This window comes from Micromonospora matsumotoense (genome assembly GCF_050951065.1).
GTDB classification, from domain to species: Bacteria; Actinomycetota; Actinomycetes; order Mycobacteriales; family Micromonosporaceae; genus Micromonospora; species Micromonospora matsumotoensis.
The window spans coordinates 1,493,151-1,515,401 of the sequence record NZ_CP192025.1 but is presented as its reverse complement, the minus strand read 5'-3'; the positions used below and the strand labels follow the sequence as shown (position 1 = coordinate 1,515,401).

General features: G+C 73.4%; 12 protein-coding genes and 1 pseudogene. 4 read left to right on the top strand and 9 right to left on the bottom strand.

Annotated elements, in window-relative coordinates:
- Positions 1-43: 43 nt before the first annotated feature.
- A complete protein-coding gene (locus tag ACQP1S_RS06925) occupies positions 44-1,930 on the bottom strand; it encodes an acetolactate synthase large subunit (protein WP_432904336.1) in 1,887 nt (628 codons plus the stop codon).
- 239 nt (positions 1,931-2,169) lie between these two features.
- Entirely contained in the window at positions 2,170-4,581 is a 2,412-nt protein-coding gene (locus tag ACQP1S_RS06920) for a putative bifunctional diguanylate cyclase/phosphodiesterase (RefSeq protein ID WP_432904333.1), read from the bottom strand.
- A gap of 110 nt (positions 4,582-4,691) precedes the next feature.
- On the opposite strand from ACQP1S_RS06920, the gene ilvD reads away from it, so the two are divergent.
- Positions 4,692-6,539 (top strand): dihydroxy-acid dehydratase, encoded by a 1,848-nt coding sequence (gene ilvD / locus ACQP1S_RS06915; RefSeq protein ID WP_432904330.1) that lies wholly within the window; start codon positions 4,692-4,694, stop codon positions 6,537-6,539.
- A 336-nt stretch (positions 6,540-6,875) separates the two neighbouring features.
- Positions 6,876-8,264, top strand: coding sequence for a stress response protein (locus tag ACQP1S_RS06910; RefSeq protein ID WP_432904327.1), 1,389 nt, complete (start codon positions 6,876-6,878; stop codon positions 8,262-8,264).
- Between the two features lie 10 nt (positions 8,265-8,274).
- On the opposite strand, the gene ACQP1S_RS06905 is transcribed toward ACQP1S_RS06910, so the two are convergent.
- Positions 8,275-9,309 (bottom strand): helix-turn-helix domain-containing protein, encoded by a 1,035-nt coding sequence (locus tag ACQP1S_RS06905; RefSeq protein ID WP_432904324.1) that lies wholly within the window; start codon positions 9,307-9,309, stop codon positions 8,275-8,277.
- Positions 9,310-9,451: 142 nt separating this feature from the next.
- On the opposite strand from ACQP1S_RS06905, the gene ACQP1S_RS06900 reads away from it, so the two are divergent.
- Positions 9,452-9,925 carry a DUF2690 domain-containing protein gene (locus ACQP1S_RS06900; RefSeq protein WP_432904321.1) on the top strand — a complete coding sequence of 158 codons (474 nt, stop codon included), beginning with the start codon at positions 9,452-9,454 and terminating at the stop codon, positions 9,923-9,925.
- A gap of 109 nt (positions 9,926-10,034) precedes the next feature.
- Here ACQP1S_RS06900 and ACQP1S_RS06895 read toward each other — a convergent pair whose 3' ends face one another.
- The 5 genes and pseudogenes from ACQP1S_RS06895 to ACQP1S_RS06875 all read right to left on the bottom strand — a co-directional run bounded on the left by ACQP1S_RS06895 (position 10,035) and on the right by ACQP1S_RS06875 (position 18,072).
- Positions 10,035-11,699: a SulP family inorganic anion transporter gene (locus tag ACQP1S_RS06895; protein WP_432904318.1), complete on the bottom strand. Its 1,665-nt coding sequence runs from the start codon at positions 11,697-11,699 to the stop codon at positions 10,035-10,037.
- Between the two features lie 158 nt (positions 11,700-11,857).
- Positions 11,858-12,181: pseudogene (locus ACQP1S_RS06890) on the bottom strand (ArsR/SmtB family transcription factor); the annotation flags it as partial.
- A gap of 182 nt (positions 12,182-12,363) precedes the next feature.
- On the bottom strand, positions 12,364-13,293 hold the full coding sequence (locus tag ACQP1S_RS06885; protein ID WP_432904315.1) for an acetyltransferase: 930 nt from the start codon (positions 13,291-13,293) through the stop codon (positions 12,364-12,366).
- A gap of 185 nt (positions 13,294-13,478) precedes the next feature.
- Positions 13,479-15,524: an FAD-dependent oxidoreductase gene (locus ACQP1S_RS06880; protein WP_432904312.1), complete on the bottom strand. Its 2,046-nt coding sequence runs from the start codon at positions 15,522-15,524 to the stop codon at positions 13,479-13,481.
- An 82-nt stretch (positions 15,525-15,606) separates the two neighbouring features.
- Complete coding sequence (locus ACQP1S_RS06875; RefSeq protein WP_432904310.1) at positions 15,607-18,072, bottom strand: glycoside hydrolase family 2 protein; 2,466 nt, start codon at positions 18,070-18,072, stop codon at positions 15,607-15,609.
- Between the two features lie 443 nt (positions 18,073-18,515).
- Between ACQP1S_RS06875 and ACQP1S_RS06870 the strand changes: the two genes are divergently transcribed.
- Positions 18,516-19,535, top strand: a complete 1,020-nt coding sequence (locus ACQP1S_RS06870) for a LacI family DNA-binding transcriptional regulator (RefSeq protein WP_432904307.1) — start codon at positions 18,516-18,518, stop codon at positions 19,533-19,535.
- A 31-nt stretch (positions 19,536-19,566) separates the two neighbouring features.
- Here ACQP1S_RS06870 and ACQP1S_RS06865 read toward each other — a convergent pair whose 3' ends face one another.
- Positions 19,567-22,146 carry a putative bifunctional diguanylate cyclase/phosphodiesterase gene (locus tag ACQP1S_RS06865; protein ID WP_432904304.1) on the bottom strand — a complete coding sequence of 860 codons (2,580 nt, stop codon included), beginning with the start codon at positions 22,144-22,146 and terminating at the stop codon, positions 19,567-19,569.
- Positions 22,147-22,251: the final 105 nt, after the last annotated feature.

Genomic DNA, 22,251 nt, shown 5'->3' with positions numbered 1-22,251 from the left:
CGGGCCGTGCCAGCGCACGGTCACGGGGAATCGGGCACTCATGTCAGATGTCGTCCTCGTCGAACGTCGGGCGGACGCCCCGGGCGAACATGATCTCGTCGTTGCTGGTGCCGGCGGCGACCATCGGCCAGACCATCGCGTCCTTGCCGACCACGAAGTCGATCACCACCGGGGCGTCGGTGATCGCCATCGCCGCCTCGATCGTCTTGTCGACGTCGTCGGCGTTCTCGCAGCGTAGGCCGATGCAGCCGAGCGCCTCGGCCAGCTTGACGAAATCCGGGATGCGGTGCTTGTGGGTGCCCAACTCGGTGTTGGAGTAGCGCCCCTCGTAGAACAGGGTCTGCCACTGCCGGACCATGCCCAGGTTGCCGTTGTTGATCACGGCGATCTTGACCGGGATGCCCTCCAGCGCACAGGTGGCCAGCTCCTGGTTGGTCATCTGGAAGCAGCCGTCGCCGTCCACCGCCCAGACCACCGTGTCCGGCCGGCCGACCTTCGCGCCCATCGCCGCCGGGACGGCGTACCCCATGGTGCCGAGGCCACCGGAGTTGAGCCAGGTGCCCGGCTTCTCGTACGAGATGAACTGGCTGGCCCACATCTGGTGCTGGCCGACCCCCGCCACGTAGATCGCGTCCGGGCCGACGATCTCGCCCAGCCGCTTGATCACGTACTGCGGGGACAGGGTGCCGTCGGCGGGCTCGTCGTAGCCCAGCGGGTAACGCTCGCGCAGGTCGTCGAGCTGGTGCCACCAGTCACCGAGGTCGGTGCGGCGGCCGGCCTTCTGGTCGGTCGTCACCGCCGCGATCAACTCCTCGATGACGTGCTTGGCGTCGCCCACGATCGGGACGTCGGCGTGCCGGTTCTTGCCGATCTCGGCCGGGTCGATGTCGGCGTGCACCACCGTCGCGTCCGGGGCGAACGAGTCCAGCTTGCCGGTCACCCGGTCGTCGAACCGGGCCCCCAGCGCGACGATCAGGTCGGCCTTCTGCAGGCCGTAGACCGCGGCGACGGTGCCGTGCATGCCGGGCATGCCCAGGTGCTGGCGGTGCGAGTCGGGGAACGCGCCCAGCGCCATCAGCGTGGTCACCACCGGGATGCCGGTCAGCTCGGCGAGCTGGCGCAGCGCCTCGGTGGCACCGGCCTTGAGCACCCCGCCGCCGACGTAGAGCACCGGCCGGCGGGCGCCGCTCATCAGCCGGGCCGCCTCGCGGATCTGCTTGCCGTGCGGGTGCAGGGTCGGCCGGTAGCCGGGCAGGTCCAGGGTGGGCGGCCAGGAGAAGCTGGTCGCCGCCTGGAGGACATCCTTGGGGATGTCCACCAGCACCGGTCCCGGACGACCGGTCGCGGCCAGGTGGAACGCCTCAGCGAGGACCTGCGGGATCTCCTCGGCGGTCTGCACCAGGAAGTTGTGCTTGGTGATCGGCAGCGTGATGCCCTGGATGTCCGCCTCCTGGAAGGCGTCCGTGCCGATCGACGGACGGGCCACCTGGCCGGTGATCGCGACGATCGGGACGGAGTCCATGTACGCGTCGGCGATCGGGGTGACCAGGTTCGTCGCGCCCGGCCCGGAGGTGGCGATGCACACACCGACCCGGCCGGTGGCCTGCGCGTAGCCGGTGGCGGCGTGACCCGCGCCCTGCTCGTGCCGGACCAGGATGTGCCGCACCGACGAGTCGTAGAGCGGGTCGTAGGCGGGCAGGATCGCCCCGCCGGGGATGCCGAAGACGACGTCGACGCCGAGCGCCTCCAGGGACCGCACCAGCGAACCGGCGCCGGAGACCGGGACCGGGCCGGACGGCCGTACGGCCGGGGTGGCCGCAGCGGCGGTGGCTCGCGGCGTGGTGGTGGGGTCGGCGTCGCCGGCCGGCTCGGTGACCGTGCGGGCCCGCCGGGCGGAGTGGGCGAGGGTCTCTGGCGTGGGTCTCGTCATGGCGGTTCAGGCCTTCGGCTGGAGTTGGGTGGAGCTGCTACGGCAGGTGCGACGGGGGCGACTGCGCGCCCCGGTGGTTCCGACGGCAATAAAAACGGCCCTCGTGCAGATGCACGGGGCCAGCGCACTCTCGACAGCAGGAGAGTGCGCTCAGGTAAGTACTCGCAGCGACCGGTTCGACGACATGGGCCAAGCCTGACGCATCTCACGCGATGAGTCAACTGATCCCACATGTTGGTTCACGAACGGGGGACACCATCTCCGGTGGGCGTCTCGTCAACCGGCCCGGCCTGCGCAGACTCCTCGTACGCGGGGCGTGGGGTGGGCACCGGCGGCGACACCGGTGGGTGGGATCGCAGCCGGGGCAGCAGCGGCGACGGGGTGGGTAGCCGCGGCGGTGGCGGCGGGGCCGGCGGGGCCGAGGCCGGGCGGGCTCCCGGCGAGGTGGCCGCCTCCAGCATCGCCTCCAGGTGCTCGGCCGGCACCCCCCAGCCGAAGAGCGCGCCCTGGCCGAACCGGCACCCGGCGGCGACCACCGCGGCCAGCTCCGTCGGGGTGGTGACCCCCTCGGCGATCACCTCCATGCCGAGCTGGTGGCCCAGCCGCATGACGATGTCGACCATCGGGGCGAAGGCCGGCCCGTCCCGGCCCACCGGGCGGACCGGCTCGTGCTCGGCGACCAGACTGTGGTCGATCTTGAGGATGTCGATCGGCAGCCGGCGCAGCTGCCCCAGCGACGAGTACCCCGCGCCGAAGTCGTCCAACGCGATCCGCACGCCGGTCAGCCGCAGCGCGGTCAGCCGGCGGATCAACTCGTCCAGGTCGGTGGCGACGGCGTGCTCGGTGACCTCCAGCACCAGCCGCTGCGGCGGCACGTGGTGGGCGCGCAGCGCCTCGGCGACCTGCACCACGTACTCCGGGGCGTGCAACTCACGCGGGGAGACGTTGACCGAGACCCAGACGTCGTGGCCGTCGGCGAGCCAGCGGGACAACTGCCAGCACGCCTGGTGCAGCACCCAGGCCCCCAGCTTGGCGATCATCCCGCACTCCTCGGCCAGCGGGATGAACTCGTCCGGCCGGATGTTGCCCAGCTCGGGATGGTGCCACCGCAGCAGCGCCTCGGCGCCCACCGGCCGGACCGAGGGCAGCGAGGCCACCGGCTGGAAGGCCAGCCGCAACTCGTCGCGCTCGATCGCGCCACGCATCTCGTGCTCCAGCCGGGTCCGCCGGGTCAGCAGCCGGTCGTAGCTGCCGTCGTAGCGCTCGATCCGGTTCTTGCCGCGCTGCTTGGCGTAGCGCAGGGCCAGGTCGGCGTGGCGCAGCAGGCCGACCACGTCCGGATCGCCGCCCTGGCCGGCCACCCCGATGCTGACCGAGAGGAAGACCGCCCCGCCCGCCTGGTCGTACGGCCGGCCGAGCACTCCCAGCAGCCGCTCGGCCACCACGTCCGCGTCGGTCGGCCGGCCCCGCATCAGCACCGCGAACTCGTCGCCGCCGAGCCGGGCGGCCAGGTCACCGGGGCGCAGGTTGCTCCGTAGCCGCCGGCCCACCTCGGCCAGCACCATGTCACCGACGTCGTGGCCACGCATGTCGTTGACGTTCTTGAAGCCGTCCAGGTCGAGCCCGAGCAGCACGCAGTCGGCCCCCTCGGCGGCACAGCGCTGCATCTCCCGCAGCAGGCCGCGCCGGTTGGCCAGGCTGGTCAGCGGATCGGTGTGCGCCAGCTCACGGAAGTGCGCCTCCCGCTCGGCCAACCGGCTGGCGTACCGGCGGACGTCGTTGAGGGTGAGGTACTGCCGGGTGACCAGCGCGAACCCCTCCAGGCTGCCGGCGATGATGGCCAGCGCGTCGAACCGGCCGCCCTGCACCAGGTGGTACATCGCCGAGCCGGCCATCGCGACCATCGGGATGAAGGCGTACTCGCCGTCACGGCGGATCAGGTCGATGTCGACCTGGCCGGGGGCGTCCACCCGGTGCACGGCGAGCGCCCCGGCGAGCAGGCCCACGGCGAGCAGCGCCATACCGGTCACCGCCATCACCGAGCCGCTCTGGCAGACCCCGGCGGCCACCCCGAGACCACCGGTGGCGGTCGCGGTGATGCCGGTGCCGAGCACGGCCAGCCGGGCCCGGGGGCCGTCGGCGCGGGCCACCACGATCGAGGTGAGGCCGGCGGTGAGCGCCGCGGTCACCGACGCGAGCAGGATGGCCGGGCAGGCGGTCGGCGTCGCCGGCCCGAGCAGCCGGGTCGGCTCCGAGAAGAGCACCCAGCCGACGAACCAGATCGCGGCGGCCACGGTCAACCCGTCGAGCAGCAACCGCGCGGCGGCGGCCCGGGCCACCATCGCGCCGGGCAGCCGGAGCAGCCCGGCGCAGAACGCCAGCCCGGTCAGCGCGGTGCCGACGGAGATCAGCGAGGCCCAACCCATCTTCTGCCCGCGCTGGTGCGCCCCGTGCTCGGTCGCGCCGAGCAACGCGACGGTGCCGGCCACCAGGGTGGCCAGGGCGACGGCGGCGGCCAGGGCGAACAGCAGGTGCGCCTGACGGTGCGGCCCGCCGCGTCGCCGGGCCGAGTCGGCCAGCAGTGCGGTGGCGGCGGCGGCCAGCAGGCCGCTCAACACCGCCACGGCGACCATGCCCGGGGGTAAACGCACGACCTCAACTGTGCCGGATCGGCGTCGGCCACGGGGTACCGGGTGTGCAACTGTTGGGACACGGCGTGCGCGGTGGTCGCTTCCCACCGGACGGTGCAAGACTGGTACCCATGCCTGAGCTGCGGTCGAGGACCTCCACCCACGGTCGGACGATGGCCGGCGCCCGGGCCCTCTGGCGGGCCACCGGGATGACCGACGACGACTTCGGCAAGCCGATCGTCGCCATCGCGAACAGTTTCACCCAGTTCGTCCCCGGTCACGTCCACCTCAAGGACATGGGTGGCCTGGTCGCGGACGCGGTGGCCGAGGCCGGCGGGGTGGGACGCGAGTTCAACACCATCGCCGTGGACGACGGCATCGCCATGGGCCACGGCGGGATGCTCTACTCGCTGCCCAGCCGGGAGCTGATCGCCGACGCGGTGGAATACATGGTCAACGCGCACTGCGCGGACGCCCTGGTCTGCATCTCCAACTGCGACAAGATCACCCCCGGGATGCTGCTGGCCGCGCTGCGGCTCAACATCCCGACCGTCTTCGTCTCCGGCGGCCCGATGGAGGCCGGCAAGACGGTGGCGATCGAGGGCGTGGTGCACTCCAAGATCGACCTGATCGACGCGATGATCGCCTCCTCCAACGAGGCGGTCACCGACGACCAGCTCGGCGAGATCGAGCGCTCCGCCTGCCCGACCTGCGGCTCCTGCTCCGGCATGTTCACCGCCAACTCGATGAACTGCCTCACCGAGGCGATCGGCCTGGCCCTGCCCGGCAACGGCTCGACGCTGGCCACCCACGCCGCGCGCCGGTCGCTCTTCGTCGAGGCCGGCCGCACCGTCGTCGAGATCGCCAAGCGCTGGTACGACCACGACGACGCCTCGGTGCTGCCCCGCAACACCGCCAACCGCAAGGCGTTCGACAACGCGGTCGCCCTCGACGTGGCGATGGGCGGGTCGACCAACACGATCCTGCACCTGCTCGCCGCCGCCCGCGAGGCCGAGCTGGACTTCACCGTCGCCGACATCGACGCCGTCTCCCGCCGGGTGCCCTGCCTGGCCAAGGTCGCCCCGAACTCCCCGAATTACCACATGGAGGACGTGCACCGGGCCGGCGGCATCCCGGCCATCCTCGGTGAGCTGGACCGCGCCGGCCTGCTGCACCGCGACGTGCACGCGGTGCACTCCCCCTCGCTGGCCCAGTGGCTCACCGACTGGGACGTCCGGGGCGGCTCGCCGAAGCCGGAGGCGGTGGAGCTGTTCCACGCCGCGCCCGGCGGGGTGCGCACCACCGAGCCGTTCTCCACCACCAACCGCTGGTCCACCCTGGACACCGACGCCGCCGAGGGCTGCGTGCGGGACCGCGCGCACGCCTACAGCGCCGACGGCGGGCTGGCCATCCTGCACGGCAACCTCGCGCCGGAGGGCTGCGTGGTGAAGACCGCCGGGGTGCCCGACGACTGCCTGACCTTCCGCGGCCCGGCCAAGGTCTACGAATCGCAGGACGACGCGGTCTCGGCGATCCTCGCCAAGGAGATCGTCGCCGGGGACGTCGTGGTGATCCGCTACGAGGGCCCGAAGGGCGGCCCCGGCATGCAGGAGATGCTCTACCCCACCTCGTTCCTCAAGGGGCGCGGGCTGGGCCGGTCCTGTGCGCTGCTCACCGACGGCCGGTTCTCCGGCGGCACCTCCGGGCTGTCCATCGGGCACGCCTCCCCCGAGGCTGCCTCCGGTGGGCTGATCGCGCTGGTGGAGCCCGGCGACGAGATCGTCATCGACATCCCGGCCCGGTCCATCGAGCTGAACGTGCCCGACGACGTGCTGGAGGCCCGTCGGGTGGCACAGGAGAAGCGCGACCGGCCCTACACCCCGCTCGACCGGCAGCGGCCGGTGTCCGCCGCCCTGCGCGCGTACGCCTCGATGGCGACCTCGGCCAGCGACGGCGCGTACCGGCGGGTGCCGGAATGACCGGCCGCGCGGGTTGATCGTCTCCACGTCGGCGATGTAGCGGTATCCCTACACGGGGACACCGCTACATCGCCCCCAAAGAGTCGATCAATCAACCCCGGGCGTCGGCACCAACGTGCTTCGCCGGCTGGCCGCAGTCGGCTACCGGACAGAAGTGTCGTGACGGACCAAAGTGATGATGTCGACAGCTCCGTCCGACAGCCGCAGCCGACCGGGCGACTCGACCGACGCCCGATCCGGCAGCTTCTTCGGTGCGTTCGCACCCACAGTCGCGCCGGTTTCTCCCCGGTTCGCCGAGTAACTTCTCGTACCACCGCCTTCACGAGGAGTCATCGCATGTCCGAGGAGACCTGGCTCGCCGCCCGTCTGATCCCCACCTCAGGCATCAACGGCGCAGAGGAACAGGAACGCCGGGCGACCTCCGCCCTGCTCGCGGTGATGAGCGCGGTACGCGAGTTCGGGCGGGTCCTGACCCAGTCCCTCGGAGCGCCGGCCGGCACCGTGCAGACCTTCATCGAGGTCCCCTTCAAGCTCGGCACCCAGCAGCTCTTTCCGGACGGCCTGATCCGCGTCACCCGGGGGCAGCGGCAGTGGACCGCCCTGGTCGAGGTGAAGACCGGCGGCAACGCGCTGAAGTCCGACCAGTTGGAGGCGTACCTCGACGTCGCCCGGGAGCAGGGCTTCGACGCCCTCGTCACGATCTCCAACGAGATCGCCCCCGTGCCGGGCCAGCATCCGACCACCGTCGACCGGCGCAAGCTGCGCAAGGTCGCCCTGTACCACCTGCCCTGGTCGGAGATCCTGACCCAGGCGGTGATCCAGAAGGAGTATCGCGGCGTCGCCGACCCGGACCAGGCCTGGGTCCTCGGCGAGCTGATCAGATACCTCGAACATCCCCGCTCCGGCGCGCTGGAGTTCAGTGACATGGGACCGGCCTGGGTGCCGGTACGCGACGGGGTGTCCGCCGGGACGCTACGGGCCAACGACGGCGGCGCGGCGGAGGTGGCCGGTCGCTTCGACGCGCTGATCCGCTACGCCTGCCTGCGTCTCGGCCGACAGTTGGGCACCGAGGTGACCCCCGCGTTGAGCCGTCGTGACCTCGCCGATCCGGCCGCCCGTACCCAGTCGCTGGTGAACCAGCTCGTCACCACCGGGGCCCTGACCGGGAGCATCAGGATTCCCGGTGCGGTCGGCGCGCTTCAGGTCACGGCCGACCTGCGGGCCGGGCAGATCGTCTGCCACGTCGACGTGGACGCCCCGCGCTCCGGTCGACCGACGACGAGGGTGAACTGGCTGGTCCGCCAGTTGAAGGAGGCACCGGACAGCCTGCGGATCGAGGCGTTCGCCATGCATGCCCGGGGCGGCGGCGCGACGGACCTCCTGCGCCAGGTCCGCGAGGAGCCCACAACGCTGATCACCGACCCGTCCCGTGAACTGCGCGCCTTCCGGGTCGCCCAGAGCACCACCGCAGGCACCAAGCGCGGCACCGGCCGGGGTGCGTTCATCGACTCCGTGCTGCACGCGGTCGACGACTTCTATCAGCACATCATCCAGAACCTGAAGCCGTGGATGCCCGCGCCGCCCCGGCTGCGTACCCCCGACGACGTCACCCCGGTGCAGCCGGTGGCCGCCAGTCTCGTCTCCACCGCCATCTCCTCCCAGGACGCCCCGGAGTTCGACGGTCCGGCGGTGCGACACGGGTCGGCCGGCCCGTCTCAGGAGTGACCCGGTGGGCTCAGGGAATGGGGCGGACCTGGGTGGCACCCCGGTAGCAGCCGGTCCGGGCCGGCGGTGACGACCAGCCCGCGCCGGTGATCAACACCTGGGCCCAGACGCAGCTCCGGGTGCTGGTGAGCAGGTTTCCGTAGGCCGAGATGCCGGCGTAGTCGATGGTGAAGTCGTGGCTGCGGGCCGGGGTGTCCCCGTCGGTGACGGCGAGCACCACCCGGGCCGGCCGGGGCACGGTCGGGGTGCCCGCCGGGGCCGGCATGAACCGGGGCCAGCTCGCCCCGCAGACCGGTGAGTACCTCAGCTCCACCAGGCCGATCACCCGCTCGTCGATCAGCACCGCCGCGCTGTCCACGGTGGCGACGGCGGGATCGGCGGCACACCCGGCGTCCTTGGGGTCCGCCCCGTCGTGCACCCGCACGGCGGGAACGGACCCGACGGGTGTCGGGGTTGCCACCCCGGCGGGCGGGGCGGACGAGTCCTGCGGCCGGTCGGCGGAGCGCCAGCCGATCGAGGCCAGGCCGACGACGAGCACCATGAGCAGGCCCGCGCCGGCAGCGGGGAGCAGCAGCCGACGGTCGGACCGGCCGGCCCGCACCGCACCCGACGGCTGCCCGGTGGGCGAGGTCTCCCGCACACCGGTAGCCGCGCCGGCGTCCCCGGCCGGACGCCCGACGGTCGCCGGTTCGACGGGAGACGGGACGGCGGGAGGCGGCGATTCACCGGCGGGCAGGGGCTCGGCGGCGCGAGGTTCGAGGTCGTCGGGCGCAGGATCGGGGGTACGCGCGGCGACCTCGTGCCAGCGGCGGGCCCAGGCAGTCTCGTCGCCGCCGAGCGTCCGGACGTACGCCAGGGTGGTGTCCAGGGTGGGCAGCTTCCGGCCGCCGGCCGCCTCCGACAGCGAGCTGGACGACCGGTGGGCCCGCCGGGCCATCGCCTGGTACGTCGGTCGGCCGGCCCGCTCGCGCAGGCTGCGCAGGTCGGCGGCGAATGCCTGCACCGGGTCGGCGTCGGGATCGAGGGGCCGCTCCGTCCGGGCCATCCGTGACTCCTCGAAATTGATTGACCAGCGCCGGCTATTGATTGTCCGACGCCACACAGCGTAGAGACGGCCGTCGACGGAAGGTAGAGATGGGAGTCGACTCATCCCGAACCGAAAGTCGACCATCCACACCGGAGGAACGATGACCACCGCACCCCGTACGTCGAGGGCCGCCCGCCGGACGTTGGCCAGCGTGGCCGCCGGCACCCTGGTCGCCGCGAGCCTGCTCGTGGCGAGCCCGGCCAGCGCCGTCAGCTGCACCACCACCGGCTGCGACGGCACCGACCCGATCAACACCGGCTGCTCGGCCGACGCCCGCAACGCGACCAGTCAGCCGGCGTACATCGTGAAGGGGGCGACCACGCTGGCGGTGGTGGAGCTGCGGTACAGCGCCACCTGCGGCACCAACTGGGGCAAGATCAGCAACCGGGTGACCCCGAACCGGGTGCAGGTCACCGTCTACCGGGACAGCCCGCGCAAGTCGACGTCGTGGTACGGCGGCACCGGTGCCCAGTACTACGGCGACCAGCTCTACGGCGACAACTCGACGATCTGCGCGGTCGGCGAGGTCGTCTACAACGGCACCACGTACACCAGCTCGCCGCTCTGCGCCTGACCAGGACGGCGGCCGGTCCGGCCGGAGCGCCGACGGGCGGCGAGGTGCGCGTCGCCCGTCGGGCGGTGGGCGACGGTGTCGCCCACCGCCGCGCGCCGGCCGGCCACGGTCAGGTGGTGACGGTGCCGCGCAGCAACTCCCGGGCGTGAGCGATGGCCGCCGGGGTGTCGGCGAAGACCAGCCCGTCGCGGCGCAGGTCGTCGGCCACCCCGAGGGTGGCGAGCACCTGGTCGTGGTCGGGGGTGATGCCGGAGAGCAGCACGGTGATCCCCCGGCCCCGCAGCCGCCGGATCGCGTCGCCGAGCACGTGTGCGCCGGTGGCGTCCAGCGCCGACACCCGCGACATCCGCAGGATGACCACCCGGACGTCGGCCACCTCGGAAAGCTCCAGCAGGAAGGTGTGCGCGGCGGCGAAGAACAGCGGACCGTCCAGCCGGTACGCCACGATGTGCTCGGCCAGCAGGGCGTGCTCCTCGGCGCTGTGCTCACCCCGGTCGAGCGGGACCTGTTCCAGCCGGGCGCTGCGGGCCACCGCGCGCAGCGCGATCACCACCGCCACGGCCACCCCGACGGCGACGGCGGTGACCAGGTCCCAGGCCACCGTGACGACGAAGGTGAGCACCAGCACCAGCGCGTCGCCCCGGGTGGCGCGGGCCAGTGCCCAGAGCGCGCCGGCCTCGACCATCCGTACCGTGGTGGCGAGCAGCACCCCGGCCAGCGCGGCGAGCGGAATCCGGCCCACCAGCGGGGCGGCGGCCAGGACGATCGCGGCGAGCGCCACCGCGTGGGTGAGCGCGGCCAGCTTCGACGCCGCCCCGGCCCGGACGTTGACCGCCGTCCGGGCGATCGCGGCGGTGGCCGGGATGCCGCCGAACAGCGGCGCGGCGAGGTTGGCCAGGCCCTGGCCGAACAGTTCCCGGTCCGGGTCGTGCCGTTGCCCGACGGTCATCCCGTCGGCGACGGTGGCCGACAGCAGGCTCTCCAGCGCGGCGAGCGCGGCCACCGCCAGCGCCGACGGCAGCAGCACCCCGACCGCGCCGGGGTCGAGGAAGCCCAGTGACGGCGCGGGCAACCCCTGCGGCAGGGCGCCGATCCGGACCAGGTCGACCGGGACGGTCTCGGCGAGCACCGTGGCGGCGGCCACCCCGAGCAGCGAGAACGGCAGGCCGGGGCGCCAGCGCGCGCCGAGCAGCATCAGCGCCGCCACCCCGAGGGCCACCGCCAACGCCACCGGCCGGGGATGGACGACGAACCGGGCGACCGCGTCGGCGGCGACGGCCCAGACCCGGTCGCCGTGCGCGTCGGTCACGCCGAGTGCGGCGGGGAGTTGTTGCAGGGCGATGACCACGGCGATGCCGGCGGTGAAGCCCTCGATGACGGGGGTGGGCAGGTAGCGGACATACCGGCCGAGGCGGGCCAGGGCGAGGGCGATCAGCAGCAACCCGGCCAGCGCGCCGACCATCAGCACCCCGGTCGGGCCGAACTGCTGCACCACCGGCACCAGCACCACGGTCATCGCCCCGGTGGGGCCGGACACCTGGAGGTGGGAGCCGCCGAAGACGGCCGCCACCGCCCCGGCGACCACGGCGGTGACCAGCCCGGCCTGCGCGCCCAGCCCGGAGGTGACGCCGAAGGCGAGGGCGAGCGGCAGGGCCACCACCGCCACGGTCAGCCCGGCGACCAGGTCCCGGCGGGGTGCGCGGCGTACCGCCTGCCAGTCGGCGCGGTCGGGCAGCAGGCCGAGGACCCGGTCGGCGACGGCGGTGACGCTCACCGGCCCGGCCGGGTCGGCGAGCCGTTCGTGGCGAGGGTACGCGGCGCGTGCCCAGCCCCGCCGGTGCCGGGCGGACCACCGACGGCGGGTCCGGCGACGGTGGGTCCGGCGACGGTGGGTCCGGCGACGGTGGGTCCGGCGACGGTGGCCGGGTCGGGGGCGGCGCGGAGTTCGTCGAGGAGGGCGTCCCGGTCGGTGAGGACGGTGCCGAGGATGCGTCGCCCGGCGGCCAGCAGGTCGGCCACGTCGGGGGTGCTCAGCGAGTACATCACCAGCGGGCCGTCCCGGTAGGAGGTGACCAGGCCGGCCCGGCGCAGCACGGCGAGTTGCTGGGAGAGGTTGGACGGCTCGACCTCGATGACGGCGAGCAGGTCGCGGACCGGCTTCGGGCCGTCCTGGAGCAGTTCGAGCACCCGGATGCGCACCGGGTGCCCGAGGGTGCGGAACAGCTCCGCCTTGGCCTGGTACAGCGGCACCGACACCGGCGACCTTCTTCCGTTCGAAGTCATGAAGACTTTAGCACTTGCGAAATTCTTCAAATAGCCTGTCGCGTGGTTCGTGACTCCCCATTCGGTACCCCGATCGCGTGGTGTGCCCCCGGCGGATCTGCCGGGGGCACACCATGCGGGTCAGTCGAGGCTGGGCCGACGAGGCACGGCGGCGGTCAGCGTGGCCCGCCCGGGTCGCGGGTCGACGCAGCCGGCGCACCGTCGGCCGGCGCGAAGATCAACCGGGAGCGCAACTGCCGGAAACCGGTACGTTCCAACTCCGCGACCACCGCCACCCGGTGGGCGTCCACGTCGGCCACCACCTCCCGAGCACCCTCGGCCGCCAACGCCGCGACCGAGTCGGCCAGCAGGTCGCCGCGCGCCGCCCCGTCCACCAGGCCGAGGTAGCCGAGCAGCGGGAAACAGGCGTCCCCCGCCGGCCCGGCCAACCCCACCGGCTCCCCGGCGGCCAGGGCGATCCGCCAGGTCGCGGCCGGACCGGTCAGCCAGGCCAGTGGATCTCTGGCCAGGTCCACCCCGGCCACCGCCTGGGCGATCTCGCGGCCGGTCAGCACGTCCGGCTCGGCGATCCGGCCGACGAGGGAGTCGATCTCCGTGCTGTCGGTGGCCGGACGGAAGGCGTAGCGGCCGGAGGCCGCCGGCAGTGGTGTGCCCGCCCACGAACACCGGAGCCGCTCACCCTGCTCGACCAGCCCGGCGAGCCGGGCCGCCGCCAGCGACGCCCGGACCACGGCGAGCACCTCCGGCCGACGCCGCCAGTGCGCCGGCAGGCCGGCGTAGTACCGGTGCGGACCGCCGAGCGCGTCGTGGGCCGCGCGCAGCAGGGCCGCACCCACCTCCGGCTCGGCGACCAGGTCGAAGCGGTCCAGCCAGGGTGCGCCGGCGGCTCCGGGCGGCAGGAGCCACGCGGCCCGGCCGACCACCCGGCCGCCCCGCAGGGCGACCCAGGTGCGCTCCGGGCGGTAGCCACCTCCGGCGACGCCGTCGGCGTAACCGATCTTGCGTAGTGGGGGCAGCGGGTCGGGCATGGACTCGAACAGCTCTTCCTCGCCCGCGACGAGCGGGCGGATGACCAGGTCGGTCATGGGGAATCCTCCGGAAGGCGAACGCCCCGGTCAGATCCGCGTGGACGCCGGAACGCGGAGGGGGCGCAGAACATCGGACATTGTTCTGACCTCCTTTCCGGCTCGACGGCGTGCCGCAAAAACGTACTCGACGCCACAGCACCGCCGCAACACCGCTTCCGGGCTGCCGAGGACCGCGCCCCGGCTCAGGCGACGGCGGGCAGGAAGCGGGCCGCGTCGGCCACGACGTACCCGTCGGTGGCCTCGGTACGGATCAGCACGCTGCCGGCCGTACCCGCCGGGAACTGGTAGGTCCCCAACGACACCCACTGCCCACCCGAGGTGCGCTGATCGACCAGCCGGGTGGTCACCCCACCGCCGTGCACCACGTCGACCGGGACGTTGCTGGCCCGGTTCGGGTCGGCCGTCCAGCGCAACTGGACCGCCCAGCTCCCGCCCGTCGGCAGGGACGGGGTGAAGCGCAGCCGGTTGACGCCCTTGCCGGTGTTGCCGTCGTGCTCGTAGTCCGTCCCCTGGTAGCCGCCGATGGCGGTGCTGGCCACCCAGACCCCGGCCCGGGTGACCCCGGCCGCCCGGTTGTCCACCACGATCTCGCCGTCGGCGGTGGGCGGCCAGCTCAGGAGCTGCCCGTCCCGGCGCAACCGGGCCTGGAGGGCGGCGACGTCGACCTGCTGCACCGGCACCCCGGCGTCGACGGCCAGCATCGCCGCCGTCGCGGCGGACTGGGCGAGGATCATGAAGACCGGTTCCATCCGGATCGAGCCGTAGGCGATGTGGCTGGCCGACAGGCAGACCGGGACGAGGAGGTTGGCGCACTGCGCCGCGCCGGGCACGATCGCCCGGTAGCTGACCGGGTACGGGCCGGGCACCCCGACCTGCACGTCGCCCTCGTTCCTGACCAGCCCGTCCACCACCACCCGCTGGCAGTTGTGCGAATCCATGGTGTAGCTGGCCAGCCCGATCGAGTCGGTAGCCCGGACGACGCCCCGGCAGTCCCGCTCGGTCATCACGTACGCCGACACCATCCGGCGGGCCTCGCGGACGTAGAGCTGCGGGGGCCAACCGCCGGTGGCGGTGAACTCGTCGGCCGCCAGGCCCCAGCGGGCGACCCCCGCCCGGACCGACGCCGGCAGCCGGGGGTCGTTGGCCAGGAACCACATCAGCCCCTGCTGGTACGTCCGGTGGTCGGCGGTCAGGCTGTCCCGCTGCGCCCGGGTCGCCGTCGGGTAGGCGTAGTTCGCGCCGATGAAGTCGGTGGAGAACGCCCCGGTGTTGTTCGAGTCGGTCTTCCCACCACCGACGCTCTGCGTGGTGAAGAACGGCCCGGTGTACCCGGCCTGCACGTACCGCAGCAGCAGTTCGTAGTCGGCCGGGTCGTAGCCGGCCGGTCGGGGGAACGGGACCCGGCCGGCGGCCTGGGTCAGGCACATCCGGAAGTTGTACGCCTGGATCCGGTCGTCACCGGTGCCGTTCGCCGCGACCGGCCCGGCGGAGATGCCGGGCAGCAGCCCGCTGGCCGGATTGCCCGGCACCACGTACGGGTCGACCGGCAGGGTGAACTGGTGTGCCCCGCGCAGTTGCACCCCGTTGATCGTCTCGCCGTACGCGGCGTTGGCCTCCCGCCCGACCGTGTACGACACCCCGGCGGCGGCCATCAGGTCACCCTCGTAGGTGGCGTCGACGAACATCGGGCCGGTGAAGAGCTGCCCGTTGTCGGTGACCAGGCCGGTGATCCGGTCACCACTGCGCTGCACGGTGGCCAGTCGGGCGTTCAGGTAGACCGGCACCCCGTGCTCGGCGAGCAGTTCGTCGAAGACCTCGGCGGCCACGTGCGGCTCGAAGACCAGCCGCATCGGCGAGTCGGGGGTGACCGGGACGCCCTGGTACCTGGCGTACACCCGGCGGTAGAACTCCCCGGCGAGACCGCCGATCGCGGCGCTGGTGCCGCTGTCGGTGTAGCCGAGCCCACCGGTGGTGAGCCCGCCGACGTGGCTGCCCGCTTCGACGATCACGGCGGTCCGCCCCAGCCGGCGGGTCTGCACGGCGGCCACGATGCCGGCCGAGGTGGCACCGTAGACCACCAGGTCGGCGGTGACGGTGCCGGCGGCCAGGGCGGGCAGGTCAAGACCGGTGCCGGCGGCCAGGGCGGGCAGGCCGGGACCGGCGCCGGCGACGACGAGGGTGGCCCCGCCGAGGCGGAGCAGGTGACGGCGGGTGAACGCAGACGACATCACGGCTGCCCTTCGGAAACGAGGGGAGGAGCGCGCCGCCGCACCCGGAATGCATCGACCCTCGCTGATCAGATCGGGGGTGTCAAGAGGCCGGGGCCGCGCCGTCGACCAGGTCGTTGACGCAGCGCAGCACCGGCCGGGTGGTCAGCGCCGCCGGGTCCAGCGGCGCACCGCAGGTCACCGTGAACGTGACCGACTCCCCCGGCAGCAGGGTGACCAGCGCCGCGTCGACCTCGGCGGCCGGGTCGAGCCGGTCCGGAAAGAGCGTCAGGTCCCGCAGCAGGGTACGGGCGGTGACCCGGACCCGCTGCCCGCCGGGGACCGGCTCCACCGTCGCGTCGAAGCGGGCCGCCGGCCACTGCGCGTCCCGGTCCTCGGCGAAGAACCACAGCGCCCGCTCGGCGGTGTCACCGGCCTCGGCGACCAGCAGCTCCCGGCGTCCCTCCTCCGCCACCGCCAGGTCCACCGGCAGCGGCACCGTCACCGCCGCGTACGCCGGCACGTCGAGCGGGTACGACGTCTTCGCCCTCGGCTCGCCGGTCAGCGTCGTCCGGGTCACCGTCACCGGGGCCCGCCACGGGGTGCCGGTCTCGTTCACCGCGACCAGGGCCAACCCGCCGTCGCGGGGCTGGACGGTGAGCAGCCGGTCGGCGTACGCCCGACGCAGCGCGTACCACAGGGGTTTGCGCCGGCCGTCACCGTCGACGGCCGACCAGGAGGTGACCGGCCAGCAGTCGTTGAGCTGCCAGACGATGCTGCCGGAGCAGACGTCCCGGTGGGAGCGGAAGTGCTCCACCCCCAGCTGGATGGCCCGCGCCTGGTTGAGCTGGGTCAGGTAGTGCCAGTCGTCGAAGTCGGCCGGGGCGGGCAGGTGCGCGTCGAGACCGCGTTGCAGCTTGGCGTCCCCGTCGGCCGCCTTCTGGTGGTGGGCCATCCCCGGCGAGTCGTGCGCCAGCGGCTCGTCGGACAACGCCCGGCGCAGCGTCGCGTACGCCGGGGGCGCCTGGTAGCCGAACTCGGCGACGAACCGGGGGACGTACTCGCGGTACTTCGGGTAGTCGTCGGTGTTCCACACGTCCCAGATGTGCGTGGTGCCGTGCGCCGGGTCGTTGGGGTGGATCGCCTCCACGCCCGACCACGGGCTACCCGGCCAGTACGGGCGGGTCGGGTCCAGCTCGGCGACCACCCGGGGCAGCAGGTCGAGATAGAAGCCCCGCCCCCAGCTGCGCCCGGCCAACGGCTCCTGCCAGCCCCAGTCGTGCCAACCCCAGATGTTCTCGTTGTTGCCGGTCCAGAGCACCAGCGAGGGGTGGCCGGCCAACCGGGTCACCTGTTCCCGCGCCTCCGCCTCGACCTCCGCGCCGAACGGCTCCTCCTCCGGGTAGGCCGCGCAGGCGAACAGGAAGTCCTGCTGCACCAGCAGACCCCGCTCGTCGGCGAGGGAGTAGAAGTCGGCCGACTCGTAGCGGCCACCGCCCCAGACCCGGAGCAGGTTGACGTGGGCGTCGGCGGCCTGGGTGAACCGCCGGGCCAGCCGGTCGCGGGTGATCCGGGTGGGGAACGCGTCGTCGGGGATCCAGTTGACCCCCCGCACCAGCACCGGCACGTCGTTGACGTGCAGGGTGAACGGGGTGCCGTGGGCGTCGGGGGTGGTGTCGAGGCGTACCGAGCGGAACCCGATCCGGTGCGACCAGGTGTCCAGCGGGCGGCCTTCCGCCGTCGACAGGGTCACCGTCAGCGGGTGCAACGGCTGCGCGCCGTACCCCCGGGGCCACCACAGCTCGGGGTCGGCGACGGTGAGGGTCAGCGCGGCCGTGCGCTGCCCGGCCGGAACGGTCGTCTCGCCGGTCACCCCGGCGACCTCGGCGCGGACGGTCAGCGGCACGTCGGCCACCCGCTCGACCTCGACGTGCAGGTCGACCCGCCCCCGGCCGTCGACGACCGTCACCAGTGGACGGACGGTGCCGAGCCGGGCGGTGGACCAGGCGTGCAGCCCGATCTCCTGCCAGATCCCGGCGGTCACCACCGTCGGCCCCCAGTCCCACCCGAAGTTGCAGGCCATCTTGCGGATGAACGCGAACGGCTCCGGGTAGGCGTTCGGCCGGTCGCCGAGCCGTTCCCGCTGCTCCTCGGCATAGCGGTACGCCGAGTCGAACCGGACGGCGAGGGTGTTCTCCCCCGACCGCAGCGCTGACCGCACGTCGAACCGGTACGACCGGTGCATGTTCGCGGTGCGGCCGACCTCGACACCGTTGAGGGTGATCGTGGCGACCGTGTCCAACCCGGCGCAGACCAGGTCGACCCGGTCGTCGTCGCCGGGCCGGTGCACGAACGTGGTCGCGTACTCCCAGTCGGTGCGGCCGATCCAGGCCAGCGCCGTCTCGTTGTCGTCGAGGTAGGGGTCGTCGATCAGGCCGGCGGCGAGCAGATCGGTGTGCACGCAGCCCGGCACCGTGGCCGGTACCGCCCGCCCGGCCACCGCGCCGGGCACCTGCGCCCCGGCCACCGCCCGCAGCTGCCAACCCTCGTGCAACACCAGCTCACTCACGACTTCACCGCGCCTTCCATGATTCCCGGACGGTCTGCCGGCCGTCCAGGACCGTTTCATCTCATCCTCCGCGCACACGTCGGGACGCCCATGACATCGACAGGCGTTGACTGAACCGGATAAGTGAGGTCACCGTACGGGCCACCCCTGACGGTGTCAACGGCCGGTTAACAGCGCCTCAATCCGGCAATCTGCACGTGATCATCGGCGCGGGAAAGCACGGCCGGGGACGCTCCTCACCCCGCTCGGCCTGCTGCTGCGGTACCCTCGCGTACATCCCACCCCGTACGCTTAACCGGGCAAGCAAATCCTCGTCGGCGGTAACGGATGACCGCCCCGGCCGGAGCGTCGACCCGACCGGGCACCGGTAGCGTGGGCACCGCCGGCGACCCCGGCCCCGTGGACGGCCCGCCCAGGCCGTGGGAAATGGAGGAGACACGCCGGTGAAGCGGCCGACCATCGCCGACGTCGCCCGACGCGCCGGGGTGTCCAAGGGGGCGGTGTCCTACGCGCTCAACGGGCAACCGGGTGTCTCGGAGGCCACCCGGCAACGCATCCTGGCGATCGCCACCGAGATCGGCTTCAGCCCCAGCAGCGCCGCCCGCGCGCTCTCCGGCGCCACCGCCGACGCGGTCGGCCTGGCCCTGTGCCGACCGGCCCGGATACTGGGCATCGAGCCGTTCTTCATGGAGCTGATCAGCGGCGTCGAGGCCGAACTCTCCGCCCGGTCGTACGCGCTGACCCTCCAGGTGGTCGCCGACCAGGAGGCGGAGATCGCCGTCTACCGGCGGTGGTGGGCCGAACGGCGGGTCGACGGCGTGCTCGTCTGCGACCTGCGGACGAACGACGTCCGGGTGCCCGCCCTGGAGGAGTTGCAACTGCCCGCCGTGGTGATCGGCGGGCCGGGCCACACCGGCACCCTGGCCCACGTCTGGGCCGACGACGCGGCGGCGCTGGCCGAGGCGGTGGAATACCTGGTCGCCCTCGGCCACCGCCGGATCGCCCGGGTCGGCGGGCTGCCCTCGCTGCTGCACACCGAGATCCGCACCGACGCCTTCGCCGAGGTGTGCGGCCGGCTCGGCCTGACCGACGCGGCGACGGTGTGGTCCGACTACACCGGCGAGGAGGGTGCGCGCGCCACCCGACGACTGCTCAGTTCCGCCCGACGCCCGACCGCGGTGATCTACGACAACGACGTGATGGCGATCGCCGGGCTCGCCGTGGCGCAGGAGATGGGCCTCGGCGTCCCCGCCGACCTGTCCATCGTGGCCTGGGACGACTCCCCGCTCTGTCAACTGGTGCACCCACCGTTGACCGCGCTCGGTCGTGACATTCCCGCCTACGGCGCGCACGCGGCCCGCCAACTGCTCGCCGTCATCGCCGGCGAGTCGGTGCGCGGGTTCCAGGACGAGACGGCGCACCTGACCCCGCGCGGCAGCACCGCACCGCCCCGGGTCAGATGAACCGGTTCAGCGGCGATCGTGCCGGCGCAGGTCACCGGGAGGTCGTCGGGAACTCCTCGAAGTACGCCTCCACCCGCTCGGCGGTCGCCGGACGCGCCAGTGCGAAGCCCTGGCCGTACCGGCAGCCGGCCCGCGTAGCCCGGTCGACCTCCGGCTCCGACTCCAGCTCCGCCATCACCACGGTCACCCCCAGCCGCTCCCCCAGGCCCACCACCACGTCGATCAGCGGTCGGGCATCCTCGTCCGGCCCGACCGGGCGGGGTTGCACCTTCAGCAGGTCGATCGGCAGCCGACGCAGCTGCGCCAGGGAGGCATGCTCCGCCCGGAAGCTGTCCAACGCGGTACGCACCCCCATCGACCGGAGCCCGGTCAGCCGGGCCACCACCGTCGGCAGATCCGCGCCGAGCCGCGACTCGGCGATCTCCAGCACCAGCCGTTCCGCCGGGACACCGTGCCCGGCCAGTACCGCCGCCACCCGGGGCACCAGATCCGGTGCCAACAACTCGGCCAGGGTGAGGTTGACCGCCAGCCACAGCTCCCGACCCCCGGTCGACCAGTCGGCGAGCTGCCGACAGGCCCGGTCCAGCACCCACCGCCCCAGCTCACCCAGCAGGCCGAGATCCTCGGCGACCGGCAGCAACTCGGCCGGCAGCACCGTGCCCAGCACGGGACTGCGCCACCGCAACAACGCCTCGATGCCGGCCGGCCGTCGATCGGCCAGCGCCAGCACCGGCTGGTAGACCAGGTCCAGCTCGCCCCGGGCCGCCGCGCCGGGCAGCTCCCGTTCCAGGTCCAGCCGGCGGACCAACTGTTCCTCCAGGCAGGCGTCGTACCACTCGATCCGGTTCCGGCCGAGTTGGACGGCGCGGCGACGGGCCAGGTCGGCCTGGCGCAACACGTCCTGCGGTCCCGTTCCGGTCAGCTCGGCCAGGCCCACGGCAACCCGCAACCGGGCCATCCCGGTCGGCACCGGGCAGGGTTCGGTCAACGCGGCCAACAGCCGTTCGCCCAACGCGTACGCCGGCACCGAGCCGGCGTCGGTGACCACCGCGAACTCCTCCCCGGACAACCGGGCGACCAGGTCCCGGGGGCCGACCACGTCGCGCAGCCGACGGGCGGTGGTGACCAGGAGCGCGTCGCCGTCCACCGCCGGGCCGGGGCCGTCCTGCGTCGGGCCGGGCACGTGCACGTCGACCAGGAGCAGGGCACCGGGCGGACCGCCCCGCTCGCCGAGCACCCGGAGCAGCTCCTGCCGGTTGGCCAGCCCGGTGAGCGGGTCGAGGGCCGCGACCCGACGCAGTTCCCGCTCCAGCCGACGGCGGTCCCCGACGTCGCGTACGTGCAGCACCACCGCCGCCACCTCCGGCACGGCACGCTGGTCGCTCACCGTCGACTCGATCTCCCGCCAACCACCGTCACCGGTGCGCATCCGGGCCACCAGCGGCGGAGCGCCGTCGTCCGGCCGGGCGGCCAGCCTGGCCAGCACCACCGGTGTGTCCTCCGGGTGCAGCAGGTCGGCCAGCGGCAGCCCGCACACCTCGTCCTGGCACAACCCGAACCAGCGCTCACCGGCCGCCGAGAGCCACTGGACCCGCAACCCGTCGTCGAGCACCACGATCAGGTCACGGCCGCCGGAGACCAACGTCCGGAAGTACGCCTCCCGGGCGGCCAGCCGCCCGGCCCACCGCCGGTTGTCGGTCGCGGAGATCAACTCCCGGGCCACCAACGACGGGATCACCGCCAGCCCCAGCAGCACCTCGGTCGGGGTGAAGCCGTCGACGAACACCAGGTGGCCGGCCGCCGCCACGGTGGCCACCACCGCCGGTGCGGTCACCCGGGGCCAGGCCGACGGCGGGCCGGCCGGATCGGCCGGGTCGCCCGCCGCGACCCGGGCCATCCCGGCGGCGGTCAGCAGCGCCCCACCGACCAGCAGTGGCGTCGCGGTCAGCAGCGCCGCTTCCGGCGCCCGGTAGGCGAGCAGCACCACCAGGTCGGCCAGCCCGAGCAGGACGGCCGCCACCCCGACCCGGCAGCGGGCCGCCCCGGGGCGTCGACGACGGTCGGCCAACGCGCTCACCAGCAGCCCGGCCAGCCCGCCCGCGCCGACCACGGTGACCACCCGGACCACCGGTGGCACCGGGCCGGGCGGGACCAGCACCCAGCCGGCGAAGAGCAGGGCGGTGCCGAGACCGAGCACGTCCACGCCACGGCGACACCGGGCCCGGGGCGTCAAGCGGGAGTGGCCGGGCAGCAGGAGCAGACCGATCGCACAGGCCAGCGTGGCCGCGCCGAGCCCGGTCGCCACGACCTCGGCCCGTCGGGACGTCGGCGCCACCGGCAGGACCGCCACGGTCAGCCCGACCACCGTCACCGCGACGTTGAGCAGAGTGGCGGCCCGACGCCGGTGCCGGGCCCGGCGCTCCCGCCCGCCCGTCGCGGTCAACTGGAACAGCCGGACGGTGGCCAGGGCGCAACCGGCGGCGCCGGCCATCGTGGTGGCCGCCAGCGGCCGGAGGAGACCGACCAGGCTGACGCCGATCAGGAGGGTGACCAGCACCGACAGCATGGCCGGTGCGGACGGGGAGCGACGGAGGAGGTGAGCGACGGTCACGGCGGTCGCCTTCGTGAGGGGGAACACGGGGCGGTGCGACAGGGGGTTATCGGCTCAACGAGTCATCACTCACCGGGTTACGCCCGCCCACCGTGATCCAGGTCA